This is a genomic window from Pseudomonas graminis (genome assembly GCF_004364335.1).
GTDB lineage: Bacteria > Pseudomonadota > Gammaproteobacteria > Pseudomonadales > Pseudomonadaceae > Aquipseudomonas > Aquipseudomonas graminis_D.
Map to the genome: position 1 here is coordinate 416,848 of NZ_SOCR01000003.1, position 24,751 is coordinate 441,598.

Here is a 24,751-nt window from a genome sequence, read left to right on the forward strand (position 1 = left end):
AGTTGCGCATTGTTTCTGCCGGATCACACCATGACAAACGACGACCGCATCAAACTGGAGGCCAGCTGGAAGCAGGCCCTGCGCGACGAGTTCGAAAAACCTTACATGGGCGAGCTGCGCGAATTCCTGCGTCAGGAGCATGCGGCGGGCAAGGAAATCTATCCGCCGGGGCCGCTGATCTTCAATGCCCTGAACTCCACGCCGCTGGATAACGTGAAAGTGGTCATCCTCGGTCAGGACCCCTATCACGGCCCCAATCAGGCCCACGGCCTGTGCTTCTCGGTGCAGCCGGGCGTGCCGGCGCCGCCTTCGCTGGTCAACATCTACAAAGAGCTCAAGCGTGACCTGAACATCGACATCCCCAACCACGGCTATCTGCAATCGTGGGCGGAGCAGGGCGTTTTGATGCTAAACACCACGCTCACCGTCGAACGGGCCAACGCCGCGTCCCATGCCGGCAAGGGCTGGCAGCATTTCACCGACAAGATCATCGAGACCGTCAGCGCCCGGCAGCCGCATCTGGTGTTCCTGCTCTGGGGCGCCCATGCGCAGAGCAAGAAAAAACTGATCGATGCGTCCAAGCACCTGATCCTGACCGCCGTGCACCCGTCACCGCTGTCGGCGTACAAGGGGTTTCTGGGGTGCGGGCATTTTGGTCTGGCGAACAAGTTTCTGGAGCAGAACGGCCTGGCGCCGATCGAGTGGCGATTGCCGGCCAGCGTCTGACGGGTGATCGACGTACATGCGTTTCTGACGAACTCATCGGCTGGCGCAAACGCATTTCCCTGTAGGAGCCGGCTTGCTGGCGAACGCGGTGGATCAGTCAATATCCTTATAGCTGATCCACCGCATTCGCTGCCGTCGTAACCTCCGACGTCTCCTACAGGTACGGCGTGCACCTGCCTTTGTGGCCTCAACCCAGCCGTCGATCCCAATAACGAAACAACGGCTCGGCCAGAAACAACACAAACAACAGCCTCATCACTTGCATCGCCGTCACCAGCGGCACAGACAATTGCAGCACCTCCGCCGTCAGGCTCATTTCGGCAATCCCGCCCGGCATCATCCCCAGCGTCAACGAGCGCAAATCCAGATGCGTGAGCGTGCTCAACCCAAATGCGCACAACGCTGCGATGCTCATCGTCAGCGCCGTCCCCACTAGCGTGCGGCCGAGAAACGACGGTGCACGACGAAAGAACGCGCGGTTGAAGTGGCACCCCAGACCGCTGCCGATCAGCCACTGCCCCAACTGACTGCCGCCCTGGGGCAGGCCAATGTGCAAATCGAAACTGACGCTGATCACCGCGCTGATCAACAGCGGCCCGAATAACCACGGATTGGGCTGTTTCAACCGCTGCCAGCCCCAGGCCACCAGCGCGCCCAGCGGAAACAGCAGCACCAGCCACCGCCAATCCACCACCGTCCCATGGGAAGGCGGGCCACCGTCGCCCATCAGGTATTTGAAGATCGCCGGCACGCACAGCACCACCGCCAGCACCCGCAGACTCTGCCCGGCAGCGACGTTGCTGAGCATCGCGCCGTTGCGTGCGCCGAGGTTGACCATCTCGCCGGAGCCGCCGGGCATGCTGGAAAAGAACGCCGTGGCGCGGTCCTCACCGGTGCGCAGCATCAGCCACACGCCGACGACGCTGGAGACGCTGGTCACCAGTGCGCCGACGAGGATCAGGCCGAAGTGGGAAAGGACTTGTTCGATGACGACGGGGGTGAAGTGCAGGCCGATGCCGATGCCGACCACCCATTGGCCGCATTTGCGGCCGCCGGGGATTTCAGCCAGCTGCCACGGTGTGAGGCAGCGGACCAGGATGATCGCCAGTAACGAGCCGACCATCCAGGGCAGTGGCCAGCCGACCTGACTGGCGAGAAACCCTCCCAGCAGCCCAACCAGCGGTGTGCCCCACCACGTACTGAACGGCCGGTCAAACATCGGCCAGCGCGCGACGCTGCCTGGAGCGCTTGCGCCAGATGCGGATCAGCGGGAACACCAGCATGAACGCCGTCACCACCCACATGCCCAGGGTAATCGGGCTCGACCACAGAATCTCCAGGCCGCCGTTGGAAATCGACAACGCGCGACGCAGGTTCTGCTCCATCAGCCCGCCGAGGATGAACCCCAGCAAAATCGGCGACAGCGGGAAGTCCAGCTTGCGCAGGATGTAGCCGAAGATGCCGATGCCGACCATCAGGAACAGGTCGAAGGTGGTGGCATGCACCGCGTAGACGCCGATCCCGGTGATGATCGCGATCACCGGCACCAGTGCCCAGTTCGGCACCGCCAGAATGCGCGTGAAGATGCGGATCATCGGGATGTTGAGGATCACCAGCATGATGTTGGCGACGAACAACGATGCGATCAGGCCCCAGACGATGTCAGGCTGCTGTTGGAACAGCAGCGGCCCCGGTGTGATGTTGTACAGCGACAGGGCGCCGATCATCACGGCGGTGGTACCCGAACCCGGCACGCCAAGGGTGAGCATCGGCACCAGCGCGCCGCAGGCCGTTGCGCCAATGGCGGTTTCCGGCGCCGCCAGACCGCGCATGTCGCCCTGCCCGAATTTGCCGCTCGCGCCGGCGATGCGTTTCTCGGACATGTAGGTCACGGCGCTGGCCAGCGTCGCGCCCGCACCCGGCAGCACGCCCATGATGAAACCCATCAGGCCGCAACGGATGTTCACCCAGAACACCGAACTGGCCTCCTTGAAGTTGAACATCATGCGCCCGGTGGCCTTCACCGCTTCCTGGCCGCGATGGGTTTTCTCCAGCAACAACAGGATTTCACTGATCGAGAACAGCCCCAGCACCAGTACGACGAACTGAATGCCGTCGGCCAGATGGATGTTGTCGCCAGTGAAGCGGTACACGCCGCTGTTGGCGTCGATACCGATGCTCGACAGAAACAGTCCGATCAACGCCGCCACAAACGTCTTGAGCGGTCGATCACCGGCCATGCCGCCCAGGCAGACAATGGCGAACACCATCAGCACGAAGTATTCCGCCGGGCCGAAGGCAATCGCCCATTTCGCCAGCAGCGGCGCAAACATGACCATGCCGCAGGTGGCGATGAACGCGCCGATGAACGAACTCCACGCCGACAATGACAACGCCACGCCTGCCATGCCCTGGCGCGCCATCGGGTAGCCGTCCAGCGCGGTCATCACGGTCGATGCTTCACCGGGAATGTTGAGCAGGATGGAACTGATGCGGCCGCCGTATTCGCAGCCCAGGTACACCGCTGCCAGCAAAATCAATGCTGACTCCGGCGGCAGGCCCAACGCAAATGCGATCGGGATCAACAGCGCCACACCGTTGATCGGGCCCAGGCCGGGCAGCAGGCCGACGACAGTGCCGATCAGCGTGCCGGACAGGGCGGTGATCAGGTTGTAAGGGGTCAGCGCGACGCCGAAGCCCTGGCCGAGATAGCCGAGAGTGTCCATATCAGTTCTCCATAACGTCGAGCAGGCCGAGGGGCAGGGGCACATCCATCACTTTGTCGAACAGCACGTACAGCGCGATGCTCATGAAGGTGATGATCACGACGCTTGGCAGCCAGCGGCCGCCGTACAGACGCGCCATGGGAATGCCGATCAGGATGCTGCTCAACACAAAGCCCAGCGGCTCGAACAACCCGGCGAACACCAGCAACAGCGAGGTGCAGAGGCCGATCTTGATCAGCGTCGGACGGTCCAGCGCCGGCTCTTCCTCGGAATGCACGATCGGTGTCGGACGGATCGCCATGTACAGCAGCGAAATACCCATCAGCGCCAGCATCAGCAGCGGGAAGGCACGGGGGCCAACGGGTTCGTAGGAAAAGGGCGCCTGATAAGGCCAGGCCATCATTGCCAGGCCGATGCACACCAGCAGCAGCACGACAGCGAAAAGTCGTTGTATCACCATGGAAAACTCCCGGATCACGTCACCGCGCAGGCGGCGCAACCCTCAGTCAGTCGAAAACCGGTCAATGCAGTTCAATCACTGAATCAGGCCGAATTCCCTGGCCAGCGTCTTGTACTCAGCGACGCGGGTTTTCACGTACTTGTCCAGCTCTTCACCGGTCATTGCGAACGGGAACAGCTCACGCTGATCGCGCAGCTTGGCGAAGTCTTCCGAGGCCAGCAGCTTGTCAAACGCATCTTTCCACCACTTGTACTGCTCGTCCGACACCTTTGGCCCCAGATAGAAACCGCGAACCACCGGCCAGACGATGTCGTAGCCCTGTTCTTTGGCGGTCGGAATGTTCTTCATTTCCGGTTCGTCCAGACGCTCTTCGGAAAACACCGCCAGCAGGCGCATGTCGCCGCTGAGGATGTGCGGCATGGAGTCGGAAATGTCGGTGGAGCCCACCTGAATGTGGCCGCCGAGCAGGGCCGTGGCGATTTCACCGCCGCCTTCGAGGGCGACATAACGCAGTTCGCGCGGGTTGATACCGGCAGCCTTGGCAATCAGCGCGGTCTGCATCCAGTCCTGGCTGCCCACGGTGCCACCGGAGCCGATGACCACTTTGCTCGGATCGGTTTTCAGCGCCTTGACCAGATCGTCGAGGTTCTTGTAGGGCGAATCAGCCTTGACCGCGATGGCGCCATAGCTGGTGCCGACCGCCGCGAGCCAGCGAACCGCGTTCTCATCGAAGCGGCCGAACTTGCCCTGGGCCAGGTTCAACAGCGAGCCGCTGGACCAAGCCACCAACGTACCAGCGTCGGCCGGACGCTGAGCGACCACGGCGTTGTACGCTACGGCGCCGACGCCGCCTGGCATGTAGGTGACGCGCATCGGTTTGGAGAGGATCTTCTCGTTGATCAGCGCGCTCTGCACCAGTTTGCAGGTCAGGTCGAAGCCGCCACCGGGCGAGGCCGGCGCAATGCATTCAGGACGATTGGGCTCGGCGGCCCACAATTGGGTGGCCATCAGCAGGCAGCTGGCGGCAACGGTAATGTGGCGCAACGATAGGTTCATGGTCCGTCTCCAAAGGAGTTGTTGTTTTAATGGGGGCAGGCAGTCAGTACGGTGGGTCAGGCAGTCGCGTCACACCTTCGCAAACCCCCAGGCCGCCACCGCGCAGGCGTGACGAAACACCGCGCAACATGGCTGCGAGGTGAACAGTAAACACAACGGGATTCAGGCGGCGCGACGGCCGAGGATTGCAGTGAGGGCATCACTGATGACTCCGATATTGTTTTTATTGTTGAAAACGCATCGAGGCGTTTTTCGTCACGACCCTGGCATCAGCAGCGTCACGGGGGAGGCAATCGTGACAAGTCGTAACTGGATCCTAATCAGCAAACCTTTCATCAACCTTTCAATAACCTTTCACCAAGCCCTCAGGCGGTTTTCGGCAGAACCTTTGCAGAGACGTCGCTCATCAGCGCCGCGGTCTTTCCCGCGCGCCGAGCCTTCACAGACGACGGCGCCCCTGTAAACTCCGCTCATAAAATGCTAACGGGGAGAAATCGATGCGTGTCCTGCTCGTCGAAGATCATCTGCAACTGGCTGAAAGTGTCGCGCTGGCCCTCAAGGGCAGCGGCCTGACCGTTGACGTTCTGCACGACGGCGTTGCAGCTGATCTGGCCCTGAGCAGCGAAGAATATGCCGCGGTCGTGCTCGATGTCGGGCTCCCGCGCATGGACGGCTTCGAAGTGCTGGCGCGTCTGCGGGCGCGGGGCAAGAACACCCCGGTGCTGATGCTGACGGCCCGCAGCGACGTCAAGGACCGGGTCCACGGCCTGAACCTCGGCGCCGACGACTACCTGGCCAAACCCTTCGAACTGTCGGAGCTGGAAGCGCGGGTCAAAGCGTTGCTACGCCGCAGCGTACTCGGCGGCGAACGCCAGCAACGCTGCGGCGAACTGGTCTATGACCTCGATACCCGCCGCTTCACCCTCGGTGAAGAACTCCTCACGCTGACGTCCCGCGAGCAATCGGTGCTGGAATCGCTGATCGCCCGGCCCGGTCGGGTAATGAGCAAAGAGCAACTGGCAGCGCAGGTGTTTGGGCTGGACGAAGAGGCCAGCGCCGACGCCATCGAAATCTACGTGCACCGTCTGCGCAAGAAACTCGATGGCCACCCGATTGCGATCGTCACGTTTCGGGGGCTGGGTTATCTGCTGGAAAGCCGGGATGCTTAATCCGTTTCCTTCAGCGGAAAACAGCCTGCGCTGGCGCTTGCTGTGGAACCTGGGTTTGCTGCTGGTGGTGCTGATGATCGCCAGCGGCATGAGCGCTTACTGGAACGGACGCGAAGCAGCAGACACCGCGTACGATCGCACCCTGCTGGCCTCGGCGCGGACCATCGCCGCCGGCCTGTCGGAACACGACGGCACCCTCAGCGCCGACGTGCCCTACGTGGCCCTGGACACCTTCGCCTACGACAGCGCGGGGCGTATCTACTACCAGGTCAACGACATCAATCAGAAGCTCATTTCGGGCTACGAAAACATCCCTGCGCCGCCGCCGGGCACGCCGCGCACCGACGCTTATCCGGCCCTCGCCAAGTTCTACAGCGGCCGCTATCAAGGCCAGGATGTGCGGGTGGTCAGCCTGCTCAAGGCCGTAAGCGAACCGAACATGAACGGCATGGCCGAGGTCCGCGTAGCGGAAACCGAGGAAGCACGCGTTGACATGGCCCAGGCGCTGATGGCCGATACCCTGCTGCGTCTGGGCATGCTCGGCAGCGGCGCGTTGTTGCTGGTCTGGTTCACGGTCAGCGCCGCGTTGCGTCCACTGGACCGTCTGCGCACGGCGGTGGAAGAACGCCAGCCTGACGATTTGCGCTCGTTGCCGCTGGTCGAAGTGCAGCACGAGCTGCGCCCACTGGTCAGCTCGCTCAACCACTTCACCGAGCGGCTACGCCTGCAGTTCGAGCGCCAGGCGCAATTCATCGCCGACGCGGCCCATGAATTACGTACGCCGCTGGCGGCTTTGAAGGCGCGGCTGGAGCTGGGGCTGCGTGATCAGGAGCCTGCGGCGTGGCGCACCACCCTGGAAAGCGCCGCCTCCGGCACCGACAAACTGACCCACCTGGCCAACCAGTTACTGTCGCTGGCGCGCATCGAAAATGGTGCGCGGGCCATTGCCGAAGGCGGCGCGCAATTGCTCGACCTCAGCCAATTGGCGCGGGAGCTGGGGATGGCCATGGCACCCCTGGCCCACGCCCGGGGTGTGGCGTTGGCGCTGGAAGCCGAAGAGCCGGTGTGGATGCGCGGCGAACCCACGTTGCTCAACGAACTGCTGAGCAACCTGGTGGACAACGCTCTGGCCCACACTCCGGCGGGCGGCAACGTGATCTTGCGCGTTCACGCGCCGTGCGTGCTTGAAGTCGAGGACGACGGCCCTGGCATCCCGGCCCACGAGCGCGACCGGGTGTTCGAGCGCTTCTACCGGCGCAATCAGCAGAGCAAGGGTTCCGGCCTGGGATTGGCGATTGTGGGAGAAATCTGCAGGGCCCATCTGGCGCGCATCACCTTGCATGACGGCGCACAGCGAGGCTTGAAGGTGAGGGTGAGCTTTATGGTGCCGGAGTCCGGGTTGGTGGGGCTGGACTGAGCGGGCACGTAAAAGCGATCAGTACAGCAGCGTCATCGCCTGATTCATCTCGTTGATCAGCGCGCCGTCAGCCATGTTCAGGCCCAACCGCGACACGGCCGGCACTGACTGAAACTGCAGATTCGAGTACGGCGTGCCGTTCATTTCGTGAATGTGAATCGTCGCGACCTGCACCAGATCCACGTAGTCGGCCTGATCAGACACGCGGCTGAAATTCTGGAACTGCCGGGGCACGATCGCCAGGCCTTCCGGAAAATCCCACGAGCGCAGCAACCGCTCGCCAATAACCGGATGGATGCGTTCGATAACGTGATTGAGGCTGATCGGGTCGGAGAGCAACTCGTAGTTGTCTTCGGCGTAGGTCAGGATCGGGAGCACACCGATGAGGTGAATAAGCCCGGCGAGGGTGGCCTTGTCAGCCTTGAGGCGCGCACTCCGGTAACTGAGGACATTACATACCCCGGCCACCTGCATGCTGAGTTTCCAGATGTCGCGCATCTTGGTGTCGATGACGTCGGATTTGGCGTGAAACATTTGCTCCACCACCAGCCCGATGGCCAGGTTACAGCTGTAGTTCACGCCCAGACGTCGAACCGCCGTCAGCACGTCGCTGACTTCGAAGTTCGGCCGCAGCAAGGGGCTGTTGACGACTTTTATCAACCGGGCCGACAACGCGGTGTCGCTGCCAATGACTTTGCTCAGCGCAGCAATGGAGATTTCCGAGTCTTCCGCCGCCAGGCGAATCCTCAGTGCGACTTCAGGGAGAGTTGGCAGAAACAGAGCATCCTTGTCGATCGCCTTGATCAGATCCCTCTGCACTTCGTCAGCCATGCTACTCATATTGGATCTCTGGACATTGCATTCCGGCCAGCGGCCGTCCACCTGAGGGGACGACGCTGGTGACTACGCTGACGTCTCGCACAGGCTTCAACCGGGTTCAACGCTGGGTTTCGAGCTTCGCGTCGAGCGTGTAGGGCAACTCGTTCAATTGCAGGGCCTCGCCCTCTGCCGCACCCAGATGAATCCGGCCATCCTCCGCCGCATCCGCCTGCAAGACCGCCAGCACCTCGATCCCGACATCAGACCGGGCCGCGATCACAACGTTGCCTACCGCACTTGAATGAACAGGCGAAAACAGCGCAGTGCCCGGTTCAGGCACTTCAGTGCCTGCGAGGGTCAGGCGATACTGCCGGCGTTTCAGCTTGCCGAGGTACTGCATCCGCGCCACGATTTCCTGGCCGGTGTAGCAACCTTTCTTGAAACTCACACCACCCACGGCTTGCAGGTTGATCATCTGCGGAATGAATTCTTCGCGGGTCTGCCCGAACACCTGGCCGATGCCGGCGCGAATCTGCCCCAGCAGCCAGTCGTTGAGCGGCGCCTCCGGCACGTGGGCGATCAGCCGGCTGCGCACGTCCTCGGCCTGATCGGCACGTACCCACAGTTCGGCGCGGGCAGGGGAGACGCGGATGGCGATGAGGTCATTGGCGCGAACGACCGAGTCGGTCTCCTGCGCAAGGTCGAGGCCGAGGCTGACCAGCGCGCCGTCGCCGTCTTGCAGGCCGAATCGCACCCATGACGCGCTTTCGTCGGTCAGTCTGGATTTGGAGAAGACGGCATATTTCTTCAGGTCCAGCAGTTGCGCTTCGATCAGCTCGCTGGCCATTGCCAGCAACACGCCGTCGCCTTCAAGCAGGGTGCGGAAGCTCGATTGCATGCGGCCTTTTTGCGTGCAGCGCGCACCGAGGGAGGCTTTGCCTTCGCTCAGGTAATCGATGTTGCAAGTCAGTTGGCCTTGCAGGAATTTGCCGGCATCCACGCCGCGAACGGCGAGCACACCTTCATGGGACAGGGGGCAGAAAAATGCTGGAACGGCCATGAGTCATCGCAGGGTAGAAGTCTGGGGCACCATCATAGTGCCGCGTGCCGTTAATGGGTATACGCAAAAAGCTGCGACCAACTGCAAGTACGCCCCACGACGATGCGCCTGTATACTCGCCGGCAAATTCGAGGAGCCCTCCATGGTCGAAGATGTTGAACTCAATCGCCTCTTTTGGCACAGCCGTCGCGGCATGCTCGAGCTGGACGTACTGCTGGTGCCGTTCGTCAAAGAAGTCTACCCAACCCTCAATCAGGTCGATCGCGACCTCTATGTGCGCCTGCTGACCTGTGAAGATCAGGACATGTTCGGCTGGTTCATGCAGCGCGCGGAATCCGAAGATCCGGAGCTGCAACGCATGGTCCGGATGATTCTGGACCGTGTCCAGCCGAAGTGATCGTTTCGAATGCCGTTGGCAGCGCTCCCGGGCGCTGCTGACGGCGTACCTCGTCACGCTGATCCTTGCGCTGGCGTCGACCGTCCTCCTTTCAATTCCCCTGTGGGCGAAAGCCATCGTCGTCTTGCTGTGCGCCTTGCACGCATCCCGCAGTCTTCGCCCCTTCATTCTGCTCGATCGACCGCAGTCGCCCACCGGGCTGCGGCGTGACAGTAGCGGTTGGGCGTTGTGGAGCGAGGGGGGCGGCTGGCAGCCGGTGCAGCTAAGACCCGACAGCCTCGCGCTGCCGCACATGGTCGTGCTGCGTTTCAGGGTGCTGACGGGCCATTGGCTGAACCGCTTGCGGGTGCGAAGCCTGTGCATCCCGGCAGACGCCATGGCGCCGGACAGCCACCGACGCCTGCGTCTGCGCCTGAAGTTCAGCCGGCGAAGGTGGGCGGCACCAGAATAGTGTCCCGCGCTTCGGGCAGCATGTCCGGGTAATCCAGCGTGTAGTGCAGCCCGCGGCTTTCTTTGCGCGCCATCGCCGAATTAATCATCAGCTCAGCTACCAGGGCCAGGTTGCGCAGCTCGATCAGATCGCGGCTGACCTTATAATTGCTGTAGAACTCATCGATCTCGTCCAGCAACAGCCGCACCCGATGCCGGGCGCGCTGCAGACGCTTGTTGGTGCGCACGATGCCCACGTAGTCCCACATGAACCGACGCAGCTCATCCCAGTTGTGGGCGATGATCACGTCTTCGTCGGAATCGGTCACCTGACTCGAATCCCACCCCGGCAGATTTTGCGGCTGCGTGACCTGCTCAAGCTGAGTCACGATGTCTGCCGCGGCGGAGCGGGCGTACACGAAGCATTCCAGCAGCGAGTTGCTGGCCATGCGGTTGGCGCCGTGCAGGCCCGTGAAGCTGGTTTCGCCAATGGCGTACAGGCCGGGCACATCAGTGCGGCCATGCTGGTCAACCAGAACGCCGCCACAGGTGTAGTGCGCCGCCGGGACCACGGGAATCGGCTGGCGCGTGATGTCGATGCCGAAGGTGAGGCAACGCTCATACACCGTCGGGAAGTGGCTCTTGATGAAGTCTTCGGACTGGTGACTGATGTCCAGAAACACGCAGTCGGCGCCCAGGCGTTTCAACTCGTGGTCGATGGCGCGGGCAACGATGTCACGGGGCGCCAGTTCGGCCCGTGGGTCAAAACGCTGCATGAAGCGCTCGCCGTCGGGCAGTTTCAGGTAAGCGCCTTCGCCGCGCAGGGCTTCGGTGATCAGAAAGCTCTTGGCTTGCGGGTGGTACAGGCAGGTGGGGTGGAACTGGTTGAACTCCAGGTTGCCAACCCGGCAGCCGGCGCGCCAGGCCATCGCGATGCCGTCGCCGCAAGCGCCGTCGGGATTGCTGGTGTACAGGTAAACTTTCGCCGCGCCGCCGGACGCCAGAATGGTAAAGCGCGCGCTGTGGGTATCGACTTCGCCCGTCGAACGATCCAGCACATAGGCGCCCAGGCAACGCTGACCTTCCAGGCCCAGCCGCGATTCGGTGATGAGATCGACCGCCACGCGCTGTTCCAGCAGTTCGATATTGGGACGAGCCCTGGCCTGCGCCAGCAAGGTGCGGAAGATCGCCGCGCCGGTGGCATCGGCGGCGTGAATGATCCGGCGGTGGCTGTGCCCGCCCTCGCGGGTGAGGTGAAACTCGAACCCGCCGTCCACAACGGTCGACGGATCATCCCGGGTGAACGGCACGCCAAGGTCGATCAGCCACTGAATGGCTTCGCGGCTGTGCTCGACGGTAAACCGGACCGCATCCTCGTTGCACAGGCCGCCGCCCGCATTCAGGGTGTCTTCGACGTGGGACTGCACGGTGTCGGCATCATCCAGCACTGCCGCAACGCCGCCCTGGGCCCAGAAAGTCGAACCGTTCGCCAGATCGCCTTTGCTGAGGACGGCCACATGCAAATGTCCGGGTAATGTCAGCGCAAGGCTCAAACCGGCTGCGCCGGAGCCTATTACCAATACGTCGTGCTGGAAATGCTGACTCATCTCGGCTCTCGGCGTCTAAATGGCCACTAGTATAAGCAAGGGTGGAACGGCACAATGGCCGCGCTTTATGGCACGGTGAAGCACGGTGGGAGCGGAGTGTGCGCCACCCCGCAACGTCCTGCACCCCGTTTGATGGTCGCGATCTTTCCTACAGCTCCATACGGATTGAGTCCTACTACTGACGGACGTGTGTCTTACGACCAATATTGAACGGTGGGAACTTTTCATGAACCCGTACGTTCAATAGTGGGTTGCCCATAAAGGAACAGCGTCGGCGTTACGCACTGGTAGTTTCAAGCCAATACGAACGTTTTTGACGACAAGATTATTTACGCAGCCGACCTGGTTCGAGCGGCGTTTTCTGTGCGGGCAACAGACGCTCGCCGGAAACTTGCTTGAAGGGGGGAGAACTTTTGCTTAAAGCCCGAGTCTATGTTTGCAAGCCTGCGAAAGAGCCGATGCGATGCTCCTTTAAGCTTTATGAGGAGTGTTCATGCTAACCCAGGAAGAAGATCAGCAGCTGGTTGAACGCGTACAGCGCGGCGACAAGCGAGCATTTGATCTGCTAGTGGTGAAATATCAGCACAAGATTCTTGGGTTGATCGTGAGATTTGTTCACGACACCCACGAAGCCCAGGACGTTGCGCAAGAGGCGTTCATCAAAGCCTACCGCGCACTTGGTAACTTCCGCGGTGACAGTGCGTTCTATACGTGGCTGTACCGTATCGCCATCAACACGGCGAAGAACTATCTGGTGTCGCGAGGTCGGCGGCCGCCGGATAGCGATGTCAGGTCCGAAGACGCGGAGTTCTATGATGGCGACCACGGCCTCAAGGATATCGAGTCGCCAGAACGGGCATTGCTGCGGGATGAGATCGAAGGCACCGTCCATCGAACCATTCAGCTACTGCCAGAAGATTTGCGTACAGCTTTAACTTTGCGTGAGTTCGACGGTCTGAGTTACGAAGACATTGCCAGCGTCATGCAATGTCCGGTTGGTACCGTGCGCTCTCGCATTTTTCGCGCTCGGGAAGCCATCGACAAAGCCTTGCAACCTCTGTTGCAGGAAACCTGAGACAGCGGCGATAGCCACAAGAGAGGAACCGCCATGAGTCGTGAAGCCCTGCAGGAATCGCTGTCCGCGGTGATGGATAACGAAGCGGACGAATTGGAACTGCGTCGCGTGCTTAGCGCCATTGAAGATGCGGACACACGTGCCACCTGGTCCCGTTATCAGATTGCCCGTGCAGCGATGCATAAAGAACTACTGATACCTCATCTGGATATTTCGGCCGCCGTCGCTGCCGGAATCGCTGATGAAGTCAGCCCGCTCAAGGCCGGTCGCGGTCCTTGGCGCACGCTGGGTCGTCTGGCCGTCGCTGCGTCGGTTACCGTTGCCGTTCTAGCGGGCGTACGTCTTTACAATCAGGACGAAATTGCAGGGGCGCAACTGGCCCAGCAATCGCAGCCGACCAACGTTGCCATGCCGCAGGCCAAGGGCCCGGCAGTGCTGGCAGGCTATACCGAGGGCGAGCAGTCCCCGGGTCCGATGGCTAGCGGTGTGTTGCAGAACCAGGCCGGCTGGCATGATCAGCGTCTGCCAGGTTACCTGCGTCAGCATGCGCAGCAGGCTGCGATGAAAGGCGCAGAAGGCGCTCTGCCTTACGCTCGCGCTGCCAGCCTGGAAAACCGTTAAGGAGGATCATGCGCGCCATCCCTCTACTGCCGCTTCTGCTGAGTGGATGGCTGGTCCTTCCAGCTCACGCCGATGATGCGCAAGACCAGCTCAAACGTCTTGCGCAGGCTGAGCAGCAGCAAAGCTATAGCGGTACGTTCGTTTACGAGCGTAACGGCAGCTTCTCCACTCATCGAATCTGGCAGCGCGTCGCCGACGGCAAGGTTCGTGAGCATCTTCTGCAACTGGATGGCTCTCCTCAGGAAGTACTGCGCGTCAATGGGGTGACCCAATGCGTCAGCGGTACACTTGAAGAGGGCGTTTCCAGCGTCCCTGATTCTCCGGCCCGAGCTTTCGATGCTGCCAGGTTGTCATCCTGGTATGACATCAAGTCGGCAGGCACCTCGCGTGTTGCCGGACGTTTGGCGAATGTCGTGACACTGACCCCTCGCGATCAGCACCGTTACGGCATTGAACTGCACCTGGACAGTGAAACCGGTCTGCCGCTGAAGTCTCTATTGCTCAGCGACAAGGGCCAACTGCTTGAGCGTTTTCAGTTCACTGATCTTAATACCTCGCAGTCACTGACCGATCAGATGCTTTCGCCAAGCGCAGACTGCAAGCCGGTTGAGGTGGTCAAGGCCAAATCGGATATTCCCAGGCAGAAGGTTGCATGGCGCTCTGACTGGTTGCCGCCGGGCTTTGACCTGAGCAGTGCTGCCGCACGCAAGGATCCGGATTCGAAGAATCTGGTGACGAGCCTGATGTATGACGACGGTCTTGCCCGTTTCTCGGTGTTCGTCGAGCCCGTCAGCGGCGCAGCGGTGACGGATATCCGCACCCAACTGGGACCGACTGTTGCTGTCTCCCGTCGCGTGACAACGCCCAAGGGCGATGCGATGGTGACCGTGGTGGGCGAAATCCCGATCGGGACGGCCGAGCGTATTGCTCTGTCCATGCGGGACGACGCTGCAACCACGAGCAAAAACTGATTCTGCACACCGGTGATGCCCACTATGAAAAAGGTTTCATTTGGTCATTTCACGTTCACAAGCCTTTGAATATGGGCTTCACTGGTACTGCTGAAATGTTTAGTGCGGTTTGTCAGTTGCAATCGGATGTGTTTTTTTCTATAGGTCACAGCTTCGCAGCTGTGGCCTTTGTTGTTTCAGGGTCCAGGAAACTGGAGCAGATACAGGCGTCCCGGGAAACCGCGACGTACAGATGCTTCGCGAGCCTGCGGGCTCGTACCGCTTAACCATGCTCGTTGTAAACGGGAGCCATATGTCGATACCACGCTTGAAACCTTACCTGGCCTGGATGGCCGCTGTGCTGATGCTTGGACAGGTCGTCACCGCTCAGGCCGAAGCCTTGCCGGACTTCACCTCTCTGGTGGAGCAGGCTTCCCCTGCAGTCGTCAACATCAGTACGCGTCAGAAGTTGCCGGAACGCTCGGTTGCCCAGGGTCAGATGCCTGATCTGGAAGGACTGCCACCGATGCTTCGCGAATTCCTTGAACGCAGCACGCCGCCAGGCTCCCGTGCACCGGGTGGCGGCAAGGGTGATCGTCAGCGTGAGGCGCAGTCACTCGGCTCGGGCTTCATCATTTCCGCTGACGGCTTCATCCTGACCAACAATCACGTGATCGATGGCGCCGACGAGATTCTCGTGCGTCTTTCCGATCGCAGCGAGATGAAGGCCAAGCTGATCGGCACCGATCCTCGTACCGACGTCGCGGTGCTGAAGATCGATGGCAAGGACCTTCCTACCGTCAAGCTGGGTAACTCCGACAAGCTGAAGGTCGGGGAGTGGGTGCTGGCGATCGGCTCGCCGTTCGGCTTCGATCACTCGGTGACCAAAGGCATCGTCAGCGCCAAGGGCCGCAGTCTGCCGAATGACACCTACGTGCCGTTCATTCAGACCGACGTGGCGATCAATCCGGGTAACTCGGGCGGTCCGCTGTTCAACATGGCCGGGGAAGTCGTGGGTATCAACTCCCAGATCTTCACCCGTTCCGGTGGCTTCATGGGGCTTTCGTTCGCGATCCCGATCGACGTGGCGATGGACGTTGCCAACCAGCTCAAGGCCAGCGGCAAGGTCAATCGTGGCTGGCTGGGTGTCGTGATTCAGGAAGTCAACAAAGACCTGGCCGAATCCTTCGGTCTGGACAAGCCGGCCGGTGCGCTGGTGGCTCAAGTGCTTGAAGACGGTCCGGCGGCCAAGGGTGGCTTGCAGGTCGGCGACGTGATTCTGAGCGCCAATGGTACGCCGATCGTCATGTCCGCAGACTTGCCGCACCTGATCGGCAACTTGAAGGATGGCAGCAAGGCCGAGCTCGAAGTGATTCGCGACGGCAAGCGTCAGAAGCTCACCGTCACCGTGGGTGCACTGCCGGCCGAAGGCGAAGAGATGGGCGCGGCCGACACCGGGATCGAGCGCAGCAGCAACCGTCTGGGCGTTTCGGTGGTCGACCTGACCGCCGAGCAGATGAAATCGCTGGACCTCAAGGGCGGCGTCGTCATCAAGGAAGTTCAGGACGGTCCGGCTTCGCTGATCGGTCTGCAGGCGGGTGACGTCATCACCCACCTGAACAACCAGGCGATCACTTCTTCGAAACAGTTCACGGAAGTGGCCAAGGACCTGCCGAAGAATCGCTCTGTCTCCATGCGCGTTCTGCGTCAGGGCCGCGCGACATTCATCACGTTCAAGCTGGCGGAATAACCCGCCGGTCACAGCAAAAAGGAGCGGCCAGACCGCTCCTTTTTTTGTGTCCCAGCGGTGCTTGGCGCGCAGGCTCTGCGTGTGAACGTGACGCCTGATCGTTCCTTCAGGTACAATTCCCGGCTATTTTTGGCGGGCAGTCTGCCTGCGACCTTTTTCGAGTGTTGATCCGTGAGTGATTTGAGTCATATCCGCAATTTCTCCATCATCGCCCACATTGACCATGGCAAGTCGACGCTGGCTGACCGGTTCATCCAGATGTGCGGCGGCCTGACCGAGCGCGAGATGGAAGCTCAGGTGCTTGATTCCATGGACCTGGAGCGTGAGCGCGGGATTACGATCAAAGCCCACAGCGTCACGCTTTATTACAAGGCAAAAGACGGGATCACCTACCAGCTGAACTTCATTGACACCCCGGGCCACGTTGACTTCACCTACGAAGTCAGCCGCTCGCTGGCGGCGTGCGAAGGCGCGTTGCTGGTGGTGGATGCCGGCCAGGGCGTGGAAGCACAATCTGTTGCCAACTGCTATACCGCCATCGAGCAGGGCCTGGAAGTCATGCCGGTCCTGAACAAGATTGACCTGCCTCAGGCCGATCCGGACCGCGTCAAGGAAGAAATCGAAAAGATCATCGGCATCGATGCCACCGATGCCGTGGCCTGTAGCGCTAAAACCGGCCTGGGCGTCGACGAAGTGCTCGAGCGTCTGGTCCAGACCATTCCCGCGCCGACCGGCAACATCGAAGACCCGCTGCAAGCGCTGATCATCGATTCGTGGTTCGACAACTACCTGGGCGTTGTTTCCCTGGTGCGTGTGCGTCACGGTCGAGTCAAGAAAGGCGACAAAATCCTGGTCAAGTCGACCGGCAAGATGCACCTGGTCGACAGCGTGGGCGTGTTCAACCCCAAGCACAGCGCCACCGCTGATCTGAAAGCCGGCGAAGTGGGCTTCATCATTGCCGGCATCAAGGACATTCACGGTGCGCCAGTGGGCGATACCCTGACCCTGAGCACCACCCCGGACGTCCCGGTGCTGCCTGGCTTCAAGCGCATTCAGCCGCAGGTCTATGCCGGTCTGTTCCCGGTCAGCTCCGATGACTTCGAAGACTTCCGCGACGCCCTGCAGAAGCTGACGCTGAATGACTCGTCCCTGCAATATCTTCCGGAAAGCTCCGACGCGCTGGGCTTCGGCTTCCGCTGCGGCTTCCTCGGCATGCTGCACATGGAGATCATTCAGGAGCGCCTTGAGCGCGAGTACGACCTGGACCTGATCACCACCGCGCCGACGGTAATCTTCGAGCTGCTGCTGAAGACCGGTGAAACCATTTACGTCGACAACCCGTCGAAATTGCCGGACCTGTCCACCATCGAGGACATGCGCGAGCCGATCGTGCGGGCGAATATCCTTGTGCCTCAAGAGCACCTGGGCAACGTCATTACGTTGTGCATCGAGAAGCGTGGCATTCAGCACGACATGCTGTTCCTCGGGTCGCAGGTGCAAGTGACCTACGATTTGCCGATGAACGAAGTGGTTCTGGATTTCTTCGACCGTCTGAAGTCGACCAGCCGTGGCTATGCTTCGCTGGACTACCATTTCGATCGTTATCAGTCGGCCAATCTGGTGCGCCTGGACGTGATGATCAACGGCGACAAGGTCGACGCTCTGGCGCTGATCGTGCACCGTGACAACGCTGCCTACAAAGGCCGCGCGTTGACTGAAAAGATGAAAGAACTGATTCCTCGTCAGATGTTCGACGTGGCAATCCAGGCTGCCATTGGTGGTCAGATTATCGCGCGTACAACCGTCAAGGCGCTCAGAAAGAACGTACTGGCCAAATGTTACGGTGGCGACGTCAGCCGTAAGCGCAAGCTGCTCGAGAAGCAGAAGGCCGGTAAGAAACGCATGAAGCAGGTCGGCAACGTGGAAATTCCACAAGAAGCCTTCCTTGCAGTGCTCAGGTTGGAATAGTCAGGCCCTATGTCACTAAATTTCCCGCTGTTGCTGGTCGTCGCCGTGTTTGTCTGCGGTTTGCTGGCCCTGTTCGATCTGGTCATATTGGCGCCGCGTCGCCGCAACGCGATTGCGAACTATCAGGGCAGCGTGAGCCAGCCTGATGTCGCGGTCGTCGAACGGTTGAACAAGGAGCCTTTTCTCGTCGAATACGGCAAATCGTTCTTTCCGGTGTTGTTCATCGTTCTGGTCCTGCGCTCGTTTCTGGTTGAGCCGTTCCAGATCCCGTCAGGGTCGATGAAGCCAACGCTGGACGTGGGTGATTTCATCCTGGTGAACAAGTTCTCGTACGGCATCCGCCTGCCGGTGATCGACCTCAAGGTCATCCCGGTCGGAGACCCGCAGCGTGGCGACGTGATGGTGTTCCGCTACCCAAGCGACCCCAATGTCAACTACATCAAGCGCGTGGTGGGCCTGCCTGGGGATGTGATTCGCTACACCAACGACAAGCAGCTGTTCATCAATGGTCAGCTGGTGGCCAGGCAATTGATCGGTTCGGAGCCGGGCACGCTCGGCAGCGCAGAGCTCTACAACGAGAAGCTGGGCGAGGTGGAACACCAGATCCGTCAGGAAATGAGCCGCTACCGTGCGCCGCCTGATCATGAATGGACTGTTCCGGCCGCGCACTACTTCATGATGGGCGACAACCGCGACAACTCGAACGACAGCCGTTACTGGGATGACCCCAATATTCCCAAGGACGAGCTGGGCATGGTTCCCGACAAGAACATCGTCGGCAAGGCCTTCGCGGTCTGGATGAGCTGGCCTGAACCCAAGCTCAGCCACTTTCCGAACTTCTCGCGAGTCGGTCTGATCAAGTAATCGATGCGGCGCTGCCACTGGCAGCGCCGTATGTCATTCAGGGCCATGTTGCGTGGTCGATCTTGCAGGTGACAGGGAAGGGCTACTCTTGAAAGCAATCATGACGTCTGCCGGTCCGCAAAAAGGCCTGTCGTTCATCGGCTGGCTGGTGTTGCTGGCGATTCTGGCCTTCGCCGCAAGTGCCGCCGCCAAGATCGTGCCGCATTACATGGACTACCTGTCGATGAAGAAAATCATCGAAAGTGCCGGCACTGACCGCACGGCAGACATCACCAACGCCGGTGACCTTTACGCCTATGTGGCCAAAGGCATGCAGGTTAATAACATTCGGGATTTGGATTTGAACAAGGCGTTAACTGTGACGACGGCGAACAACAGGTTCCTCGCCCATTTGAACTACGAAAAACGTGAGTCACTGATCCAGAACATCGATCTGGTGGTCAAGTTCGACCACGAATTCAGCGTGGGTAAACCGTGAGCGTTTCATTGAGTCGCCTGGAGCGTCAGCTCGGCTATACCTTCAAGGATCAGGAACTGATGATCCTGGCCCTGACCCACCGAAGCTTTGCCGGACGCAACAACGAGCGTCTGGAATTCCTCGGTGATGCCATTCTCAACTTCGTCGCTGGCGAAGCGCTGTTCGAGCGTTTCCCCCAGGCCCGCGAAGGTCAGTTGTCCCGTCTGCGCGCCCGTCTGGTGAAAGGCGAGACCTTGGCCCTGCTTGCCCGCGGCTTCGATCTGGGCGAGTACTTGCGCCTGGGCTCGGGTGAGCTGAAGAGCGGCGGTTTCCGCCGGGAGTCGATTCTGGCCGACGCGCTGGAAGCCCTCATCGGTGCGATCTACCTCGACGCCGGCATGGACATGGCAAGGGACCGCGTGCTCGCCTGGCTGGCCAGCGAGTTCGAAACCCTGACGCTGGTCGATACCAACAAAGACCCGAAAACACGGCTGCAGGAATTCCTCCAGTCACGCGCCTGCGATCTGCCCCGCTATGAAGTGGTGGATATTCAGGGCGAGCCGCATTGCCGAATCTTTTTCGTCGAATGCGAGATCTCTTTATTGAATGAAAAAAGCCGGGGACAAGGGGTCAGCCGTCGCATTGCCGAACAGGTAGCAGCGGCCGCAGCCCTTATCGCCCTGGGTGTGGAGAATGGCAATGACTGATTCACCTGCAACACGCTGTGGCTATGTTGCCATTGTTGGCCGGCCAAACGTGGGCAAGTCGACGCTGCTGAACCACATCCTCGGCCAGAAACTGGCGATCACCTCGCGCAAGCCGCAGACGACCCGGCACAACATGCTCGGCATCAAGACCGAAGGCGCCGTGCAAGCGGTCTACGTCGACACGCCCGGCATGCACAAGAACAGCGACAAAGCCCTCAACCGCTACATGAACAAGACCGCTTCGGCGGCGTTGAAAGACGTCGACGTGGTGATCTTCGTGGTCGACCGCACCAAGTGGACCGAAGAAGACCAGATGGTCCTCGAGCGCGTGCAGTACGTGACCGGCCCGTTGGTCGTGGCGCTGAACAAGACCGATCGCATCGAAGACAAGAGCGCGCTGATGCCGCATTTGTCCTGGCTGCAGGAGCAACTGCCGAACGCCCAGATCATCCCGATCTCGGCGCAGCAGGGGCATAACCTGGAAGCGCTGGAAAAGGTCATCGCCGATCATCTGCCGGAGAATGAGCACTTTTTCCCGGAAGATCAGATCACCGACCGCAGCAGCCGTTTTCTTGCAGCGGAACTGGTACGCGAGAAGATCATGCGTCAGCTGGGCGCCGAGCTGCCGTATCAGATCACCGTCGAGATCGAGCAGTTCAAGCAGCAGGGCAAGACACTGCATATCCACGCGCTGATCCTGGTTGAGCGCGACGGGCAGAAGAAAATCATCATTGGCGACAAGGGCGAGCGCATCAAGCGCATCGGCTCGGATGCGCGCCGTGACATGGAAGTGCTGTTCGATTCCAAGGTCATGCTCAATCTGTGGGTCAAGGTCAAAGGCGGCTGGTCCGATGACGAGCGCGCGTTGCGCTCGCTGGGTTACGGCGACTTGTAACACGGCGGTTGGCACCGCTGCTCTGTGTCACGTAACACTGTGGGAGTGAGTTTGCTCACGAAGACGGCGATTCAGCCGCTGAAGATTTAGCGGATGGACCCGGTTTCCGTGAGCAACCTCACTCCCACAGTCGTTTCAGATGCCTGTTCGGCCGCGTTCTTTCATCGAGATAGCCATGTCACAGACACCTCCCGTCGGTCAGCTCGCCTATGTATTGCACAGCCGTGCGTACCGCGAAAACAGCGCGCTGGTCGATTTCATCACCCCGCAGGGTCGTTTGCGCGCGGTGTTGCGCAGCGCGCGGGGTAAAGCGGGCACGATGGCGCGCCCGTTCGTGCCGCTGGAGGTCGAGTTTCGCGGGCGGGGCGAGTTGAAGAACGTGGGGCGGATGGAAGGCGCCGGCGTTGCCACGTGGCTGGAAGGCGAGGCGCTGTTCAGCGGTCTCTACCTCAATGAGCTGCTGATTCGCCTGCTGCCTGCCGAAGACCCGCACCCGGGCGTGTTCGAACACTATGCGGCAACGCTGGTGGCCCTGGCCGAAGGGCGCGCGCTGGAACCGCTGCTGCGCTCGTTCGAGTGGCGGCTGCTGGACGATCTCGGCTACGGCTTTGCGCTGGACGCGGACGTCAACGGTGATCCACTGGCCAGTGACGGCATGTACCGGCTTCAGGTGGATGCTGGCCTTGAGCGGGTTTATCTGTTTCAGCCGGGCTTGTTTCAGGGCGCCGAACTGCAGGCGATGTCTGAAGCGGACTGGAGTTCGCCGGGCGCGCTGTCGGCGGCCAAGCGTCTGATGCGCCAGGCCTTGGCGGTGCATCTGGGCGGGCGCCCGCTGGTCAGCCGTGAATTGTTTCGCAAACTCTAGCGTCCTGCGGCGCAAACCTTGAAAATCCTTCCTCGCTTGCGCAATCAGCCGCCACTGGCTGACACCGCTTCAGTTATCAGGAGAACCCCGTGACCCATAGCACCCGCATTCTGCTCGGCGTGAACATCGACCACGTTGCTACCCTGCGCCAGGCCCGAGGGACGCGCTACCCCGATCCGGTCAAGGCAGCGCTGGATGCTGAAGAGGCAGGCGCCGATGGCATCACCGTGCATTTGCGTGAGGACCGTCGGCACATTCAGGAACGCGATGTGTTGCTGCTGAAAGACGTGCTGCAAACGCGCATGAATTTCGAGATGGGCGTCACCGAAGCGATGATCGCGTTCGCCGAGCGCATTCGGCCTGCGCACATCTGCCTGGTGCCGGAGACCCGTCAGGAATTGACCACCGAAGGCGGGCTGGATGTGGCCGGTCAGGAAGCGCGCATCAAGGCGGCGGTTGAGCGGTTGTCTGCCATCGGCAGCGAAGTGTCGTTGTTCATCGACGCCGATGAGCGGCAGATCGCAGCGTCGGCCCGGGTTGGCGCGCCGGCCATCGAACTGCACACGGGTCGTTATGCCGATGCCGAAACCCCGGCGGCGGTGGCCGAAGAGCTCAAGCGCATTGCCGATGGCGTCGCCTTTGGTGTTGCCCAGGGCCTGATCGTCAATGCCGGCCATGGCTTGCACTATCACAACGTTGAAGCCGTCGCGGCGATCAAGGGCATCAACGAATTGAACATCGGCCACGCGCTTGTGGCCCATGCGCTGTTTGTCGGCTTCAAGTCGGCGGTGTCGGAGATGAAGGCGCTGATTCTGGCGGCGGCAGCCAAGGCCTGACGCGATCTTTGTAGGAGCGCGCTTGCCCGCGATTGCATTCAGTCAGTGAGTGAAAACTAACCTGATACACCGCAATCGCGGGCAAGCGCGCTCCTACAGGTAATGCGTCGGCAGTTATATCTGCGGTGTTGTTATGTGTGATCGGCGCGCGGTGGCGACTTTCAGCCGTTACGGCTTGCGCCCGACAATCACCGCACGCCTTGGCGCCGGCAGTCCTTCCACGGTTTTGCTGTGATCTGCCGGATCCAGAAAGTCGCTCAACGACTGAAAGCGCATCCAGTCGGTGCCGCGCTGTTCTTCTACCGTGGTGGTGCTGACGTCGACGCAGCGCACGTCGATGAAACCCGCGCGGCGCAGCCACAGTTCCAGTGCCGGCACTGACGGCAGAAACCACACGTTGCGCATCTGTGAGTAGCGGTCTTCCGGCACCAGCACCTGATTGGCGTCGCCTTCCACCACCATGGTTTCCAGCACCAGTTCGCCGCCTTTGACGAGGCAATCTTTCAGCGCCAACAGGTGATCAATGGGCGATTTTCGGTGATAGAGCACGCCCATGGAAAACACCGTGTCGAATCCTTCCAGCCGTGCCGGAAGATCTTCCAGGGTGAACGGCAGGTGCCAGGCCGGCAGGTCTGGCAGATAGCGCTGCATGGCCTGGAACTGGCAGAAGAACAGCCAGTTGGGGTCAACGCCAATGACGCTGTCGGCGCCCGCGCCCAGCATGCGCCACTGGTAATAACCGTTGCCACAGCCGACATCCAGAACGCGCTTGCCTTTCAGATCAAGGTGCGGCGAGACCCGCGACCATTTCCAGTCCGAGCGCCATTCGGTGTCGACGTGCACGCCGAACACATCAAACGGGCCTTTGCGCCACGGCGACAGGCCCATCAGTGCGGCGCGGGTCTGCTCGCGGGTGGCATCGTCGCAGTCGGCGTCGAGGATGAAGTCGTCCGTAAGCTCGATGCGGCTCGGCGTTAGGTCAGGCAAGGCATTCAGGGCGCCTTGCCAGCGTTCGAGGTCGCCGTGACCCTTTTCCATTTTCGCGTCGAGTTGCGCCTGCAGGCCTTGGGCCCAGGCATACAGTGGCGTGCCCGCCAGACGGCGGACCAGGGGAGCGAGATCAATCATGGCAGGGCAATCAACGAGGCGAAATTAAGGCACTGGAACCAGGGCACGACTTTGCTGAAACCAGCAGCGAGCAAGCGTTCGCGGTGCTGCTCAAGGCTGTCGGGCTTCATCACGTTTTCGATCGCGCTGCGTTTCTGCGCGATCTCCAGCTCGCTGTAACCGTTGGCCCGCTTGAAGGCGACGTGCAGATCGGTGAGCAGCGCGTGCTCTTCGGTGTCATCAAAACGCAGCTTCTCCGACACGATCAGCGCGCCGCCGGGCAGCAGCGACTGGCGAATGCGGGTCAAGAGTGCGAGGCGTTGTTCAGGGGCGATGAATTGCAGGGTGAAGTTCAGGGCGACGACAGAGGCCGGCTGAAACTCGAGATTCAAGATATCCCCGTCGATCACCTCCACCGGCAGCAGCTCCTGGTACATCGAGTCCTGGGCGTTGAGGTATTCCCGGCAGCGCTCGACCATGGCCGACGAGTTGTCGATGGCGATCACCCGGCAATCTTCAGTGCGCACATGCCGGCGCAATGCCTGAGTGACGGCGCCCAGTGAGCTGCCCAGGTCGTAGAGCACGCTGTGGGGCTGGGCGAACTGCGCCGCGAGCACGCCGAGGTTTTCGACGATGGTCGGGTAGCCCGGCACCGAGCGCTTGATCATGTCCGGGAACACCCGCACCACGTCTTCGTTGAAGGCGAAGTCGGGCACCTGGGGCAGCGGCTGGGCGAATAGGCGGTCGGGTTCTGGGCTCACGGCGATTCCGGGGTACGAAGCGAAAAGTG

25 protein-coding genes are annotated in these 24,751 nt (G+C 60.9%); 16 read left to right on the forward strand and 9 right to left on the reverse strand.

The annotated features are described in order from the left end of the window. Window positions 1-30 precede the first annotated feature (30 nt). The gene (gene ung / locus EC919_RS06910) at window positions 31-726 is read left to right on the forward strand and encodes a uracil-DNA glycosylase (RefSeq protein WP_133772428.1); all 696 of its coding nucleotides are present in this window, start codon (window positions 31-33) and stop codon (window positions 724-726) included. Window positions 727-913: 187 nt separating this feature from the next. On the opposite strand, the gene EC919_RS06915 is transcribed toward ung, so the two are convergent. The 4 genes from EC919_RS06915 to EC919_RS06930 form a co-directional block, all read right to left on the reverse strand. Then, window positions 914-1,945 carry an AbrB family transcriptional regulator gene (locus EC919_RS06915; RefSeq protein ID WP_133772430.1) on the reverse strand — a complete coding sequence of 344 codons (1,032 nt, stop codon included), beginning with the start codon at window positions 1,943-1,945 and terminating at the stop codon, window positions 914-916. Then, window positions 1,938-3,452 carry a tripartite tricarboxylate transporter permease gene (locus EC919_RS06920; protein ID WP_133772432.1) on the reverse strand — a complete coding sequence of 505 codons (1,515 nt, stop codon included), beginning with the start codon at window positions 3,450-3,452 and terminating at the stop codon, window positions 1,938-1,940. The genes EC919_RS06915 and EC919_RS06920 overlap by 8 nt, the downstream gene beginning before the upstream one ends. 1 nt (window position 3,453) lies before the next feature. After that, on the reverse strand, window positions 3,454-3,912 hold the full coding sequence (locus EC919_RS06925; protein WP_133772434.1) for a tripartite tricarboxylate transporter TctB family protein: 459 nt from the start codon (window positions 3,910-3,912) through the stop codon (window positions 3,454-3,456). A gap of 75 nt (window positions 3,913-3,987) precedes the next feature. Further along, window positions 3,988-4,968 (reverse strand): Bug family tripartite tricarboxylate transporter substrate binding protein, encoded by a 981-nt coding sequence (locus EC919_RS06930; RefSeq protein ID WP_133772436.1) that lies wholly within the window; start codon window positions 4,966-4,968, stop codon window positions 3,988-3,990. A gap of 497 nt (window positions 4,969-5,465) precedes the next feature. Between EC919_RS06930 and EC919_RS06935 the strand changes: the two genes are divergently transcribed. Beyond that, window positions 5,466-6,137 (forward strand): response regulator, encoded by a 672-nt coding sequence (locus EC919_RS06935; protein WP_133772437.1) that lies wholly within the window; start codon window positions 5,466-5,468, stop codon window positions 6,135-6,137. After that, window positions 6,130-7,554 (forward strand): sensor histidine kinase, encoded by a 1,425-nt coding sequence (locus EC919_RS06940; protein WP_133772439.1) that lies wholly within the window; start codon window positions 6,130-6,132, stop codon window positions 7,552-7,554. The genes EC919_RS06935 and EC919_RS06940 overlap by 8 nt, the downstream gene beginning before the upstream one ends. Before the next feature lie 18 nt (window positions 7,555-7,572). On the opposite strand, the gene EC919_RS06945 is transcribed toward EC919_RS06940, so the two are convergent. Both EC919_RS06945 and EC919_RS06950 read right to left on the reverse strand, forming a co-directional pair. Next, window positions 7,573-8,394 (reverse strand): HDOD domain-containing protein, encoded by an 822-nt coding sequence (locus EC919_RS06945; protein ID WP_133772441.1) that lies wholly within the window; start codon window positions 8,392-8,394, stop codon window positions 7,573-7,575. Between the two features lie 97 nt (window positions 8,395-8,491). Then, window positions 8,492-9,433, reverse strand: coding sequence for a YgfZ/GcvT domain-containing protein (locus tag EC919_RS06950; RefSeq protein WP_133772443.1), 942 nt, complete (start codon window positions 9,431-9,433; stop codon window positions 8,492-8,494). A gap of 142 nt (window positions 9,434-9,575) precedes the next feature. On the opposite strand from EC919_RS06950, the gene EC919_RS06955 reads away from it, so the two are divergent. Together EC919_RS06955 and EC919_RS06960 are read left to right on the forward strand one after the other, a co-directional pair. Beyond that, the gene (locus EC919_RS06955; protein ID WP_065992433.1) at window positions 9,576-9,830 is read left to right on the forward strand and encodes a succinate dehydrogenase assembly factor 2; all 255 of its coding nucleotides are present in this window, start codon (window positions 9,576-9,578) and stop codon (window positions 9,828-9,830) included. After that, window positions 9,814-10,281: a protein YgfX gene (locus EC919_RS06960; protein WP_133772445.1), complete on the forward strand. Its 468-nt coding sequence runs from the start codon at window positions 9,814-9,816 to the stop codon at window positions 10,279-10,281. Before EC919_RS06955 ends, EC919_RS06960 begins: the two co-directional genes overlap by 17 nt. On the opposite strand, the gene nadB is transcribed toward EC919_RS06960, so the two are convergent. Then, window positions 10,250-11,866, reverse strand: a complete 1,617-nt coding sequence (nadB, locus tag EC919_RS06965) for an L-aspartate oxidase (RefSeq protein WP_133772447.1) — start codon at window positions 11,864-11,866, stop codon at window positions 10,250-10,252. The genes EC919_RS06960 and nadB overlap by 32 nt on opposite strands. A 493-nt stretch (window positions 11,867-12,359) precedes the next feature. Between nadB and rpoE the strand changes: the two genes are divergently transcribed. The 11 genes from rpoE to pdxJ all read left to right on the forward strand — a co-directional run bounded on the left by rpoE (window position 12,360) and on the right by pdxJ (window position 22,854). Further along, on the forward strand, window positions 12,360-12,941 hold the full coding sequence (rpoE, locus tag EC919_RS06970) for an RNA polymerase sigma factor RpoE (protein WP_037014368.1): 582 nt from the start codon (window positions 12,360-12,362) through the stop codon (window positions 12,939-12,941). Between the two features lie 33 nt (window positions 12,942-12,974). After that, a complete protein-coding gene (locus EC919_RS06975; protein WP_133772449.1) occupies window positions 12,975-13,562 on the forward strand; it encodes a sigma-E factor negative regulatory protein in 588 nt (195 codons plus the stop codon). Between the two features lie 8 nt (window positions 13,563-13,570). Beyond that, entirely contained in the window at window positions 13,571-14,533 is a 963-nt protein-coding gene (locus EC919_RS06980) for a MucB/RseB C-terminal domain-containing protein (RefSeq protein ID WP_133772451.1), read from the forward strand. 292 nt (window positions 14,534-14,825) lie between these two features. Further along, a complete protein-coding gene (locus tag EC919_RS06985; RefSeq protein WP_133772453.1) occupies window positions 14,826-16,262 on the forward strand; it encodes a DegQ family serine endoprotease in 1,437 nt (478 codons plus the stop codon). A 171-nt stretch (window positions 16,263-16,433) separates the two neighbouring features. Further along, window positions 16,434-18,230, forward strand: coding sequence for a translation elongation factor 4 (gene lepA / locus EC919_RS06990; RefSeq protein ID WP_133772455.1), 1,797 nt, complete (start codon window positions 16,434-16,436; stop codon window positions 18,228-18,230). 9 nt (window positions 18,231-18,239) lie between these two features. After that, window positions 18,240-19,094, forward strand: coding sequence for a signal peptidase I (gene lepB / locus EC919_RS06995; protein ID WP_133772458.1), 855 nt, complete (start codon window positions 18,240-18,242; stop codon window positions 19,092-19,094). A 100-nt stretch (window positions 19,095-19,194) separates the two neighbouring features. Then, entirely contained in the window at window positions 19,195-19,572 is a 378-nt protein-coding gene (locus EC919_RS07000) for a DUF4845 domain-containing protein (RefSeq protein WP_133772460.1), read from the forward strand. Further along, window positions 19,569-20,258, forward strand: a complete 690-nt coding sequence (rnc, locus tag EC919_RS07005) for a ribonuclease III (protein WP_037014347.1) — start codon at window positions 19,569-19,571, stop codon at window positions 20,256-20,258. The genes EC919_RS07000 and rnc overlap by 4 nt, the downstream gene beginning before the upstream one ends. Continuing rightward, window positions 20,251-21,153, forward strand: coding sequence for a GTPase Era (gene era / locus EC919_RS07010; RefSeq protein ID WP_133772462.1), 903 nt, complete (start codon window positions 20,251-20,253; stop codon window positions 21,151-21,153). Before rnc ends, era begins: the two co-directional genes overlap by 8 nt. Window positions 21,154-21,328: 175 nt before the next feature. After that, entirely contained in the window at window positions 21,329-22,018 is a 690-nt protein-coding gene (gene recO / locus EC919_RS07015) for a DNA repair protein RecO (RefSeq protein ID WP_133772464.1), read from the forward strand. 89 nt (window positions 22,019-22,107) lie between these two features. Further along, window positions 22,108-22,854: a pyridoxine 5'-phosphate synthase gene (pdxJ, locus tag EC919_RS07020; protein ID WP_133772466.1), complete on the forward strand. Its 747-nt coding sequence runs from the start codon at window positions 22,108-22,110 to the stop codon at window positions 22,852-22,854. 168 nt (window positions 22,855-23,022) lie between these two features. Here the strand turns inward: pdxJ and cmoB are convergent, their stop codons facing one another. After that, window positions 23,023-23,982, reverse strand: a complete 960-nt coding sequence (cmoB, locus tag EC919_RS07025) for a tRNA 5-methoxyuridine(34)/uridine 5-oxyacetic acid(34) synthase CmoB (protein ID WP_133772468.1) — start codon at window positions 23,980-23,982, stop codon at window positions 23,023-23,025. Beyond that, window positions 23,979-24,722 carry a carboxy-S-adenosyl-L-methionine synthase CmoA gene (gene cmoA, locus EC919_RS07030; protein WP_133772470.1) on the reverse strand — a complete coding sequence of 248 codons (744 nt, stop codon included), beginning with the start codon at window positions 24,720-24,722 and terminating at the stop codon, window positions 23,979-23,981. Before cmoA ends, cmoB begins: the two co-directional genes overlap by 4 nt. Window positions 24,723-24,751 lie beyond the last annotated feature (29 nt).

Excerpts from the sequence above, each read along its gene's own strand:
- EC919_RS06930 (WP_133772436.1), bottom strand. The coding sequence starts at position 4,968 with ATGAACCTATCGTTGCGCCACATTACCGTTGCCGCCAGCTGCCTGCTG.
- EC919_RS06920 (WP_133772432.1), bottom strand. The coding sequence starts at position 3,452 with ATGGACACTCTCGGCTATCTCGGCCAGGGCTTCGGCGTCGCGCTGACC.
- EC919_RS06935 (WP_133772437.1), top strand. The coding sequence starts at position 5,466 with ATGCGTGTCCTGCTCGTCGAAGATCATCTGCAACTGGCTGAAAGTGTC.
- era (WP_133772462.1), top strand. The coding sequence starts at position 20,251 with ATGACTGATTCACCTGCAACACGCTGTGGCTATGTTGCCATTGTTGGC.
- ung (WP_133772428.1), top strand. The coding sequence starts at position 31 with ATGACAAACGACGACCGCATCAAACTGGAGGCCAGCTGGAAGCAGGCC.
- rpoE (WP_037014368.1), top strand. The coding sequence starts at position 12,360 with ATGCTAACCCAGGAAGAAGATCAGCAGCTGGTTGAACGCGTACAGCGC.
- cmoB (WP_133772468.1), bottom strand. The coding sequence starts at position 23,982 with ATGATTGATCTCGCTCCCCTGGTCCGCCGTCTGGCGGGCACGCCACTG.
- EC919_RS06925 (WP_133772434.1), bottom strand. The coding sequence starts at position 3,912 with ATGGTGATACAACGACTTTTCGCTGTCGTGCTGCTGCTGGTGTGCATC.
- EC919_RS06915 (WP_133772430.1), bottom strand. The coding sequence starts at position 1,945 with ATGTTTGACCGGCCGTTCAGTACGTGGTGGGGCACACCGCTGGTTGGG.
- lepB (WP_133772458.1), top strand. The coding sequence starts at position 18,240 with ATGTCACTAAATTTCCCGCTGTTGCTGGTCGTCGCCGTGTTTGTCTGC.
- recO (WP_133772464.1), top strand. The coding sequence starts at position 21,329 with ATGTCACAGACACCTCCCGTCGGTCAGCTCGCCTATGTATTGCACAGC.
- EC919_RS06985 (WP_133772453.1), top strand. The coding sequence starts at position 14,826 with ATGTCGATACCACGCTTGAAACCTTACCTGGCCTGGATGGCCGCTGTG.
- EC919_RS06975 (WP_133772449.1), top strand. The coding sequence starts at position 12,975 with ATGAGTCGTGAAGCCCTGCAGGAATCGCTGTCCGCGGTGATGGATAAC.
- EC919_RS07000 (WP_133772460.1), top strand. The coding sequence starts at position 19,195 with ATGACGTCTGCCGGTCCGCAAAAAGGCCTGTCGTTCATCGGCTGGCTG.
- EC919_RS06980 (WP_133772451.1), top strand. The coding sequence starts at position 13,571 with ATGCGCGCCATCCCTCTACTGCCGCTTCTGCTGAGTGGATGGCTGGTC.
- EC919_RS06955 (WP_065992433.1), top strand. The coding sequence starts at position 9,576 with ATGGTCGAAGATGTTGAACTCAATCGCCTCTTTTGGCACAGCCGTCGC.
- EC919_RS06940 (WP_133772439.1), top strand. The coding sequence starts at position 6,130 with ATGCTTAATCCGTTTCCTTCAGCGGAAAACAGCCTGCGCTGGCGCTTG.
- EC919_RS06945 (WP_133772441.1), bottom strand. The coding sequence starts at position 8,394 with ATGAGTAGCATGGCTGACGAAGTGCAGAGGGATCTGATCAAGGCGATC.
- EC919_RS06950 (WP_133772443.1), bottom strand. The coding sequence starts at position 9,433 with ATGGCCGTTCCAGCATTTTTCTGCCCCCTGTCCCATGAAGGTGTGCTC.
- nadB (WP_133772447.1), bottom strand. The coding sequence starts at position 11,866 with ATGAGTCAGCATTTCCAGCACGACGTATTGGTAATAGGCTCCGGCGCA.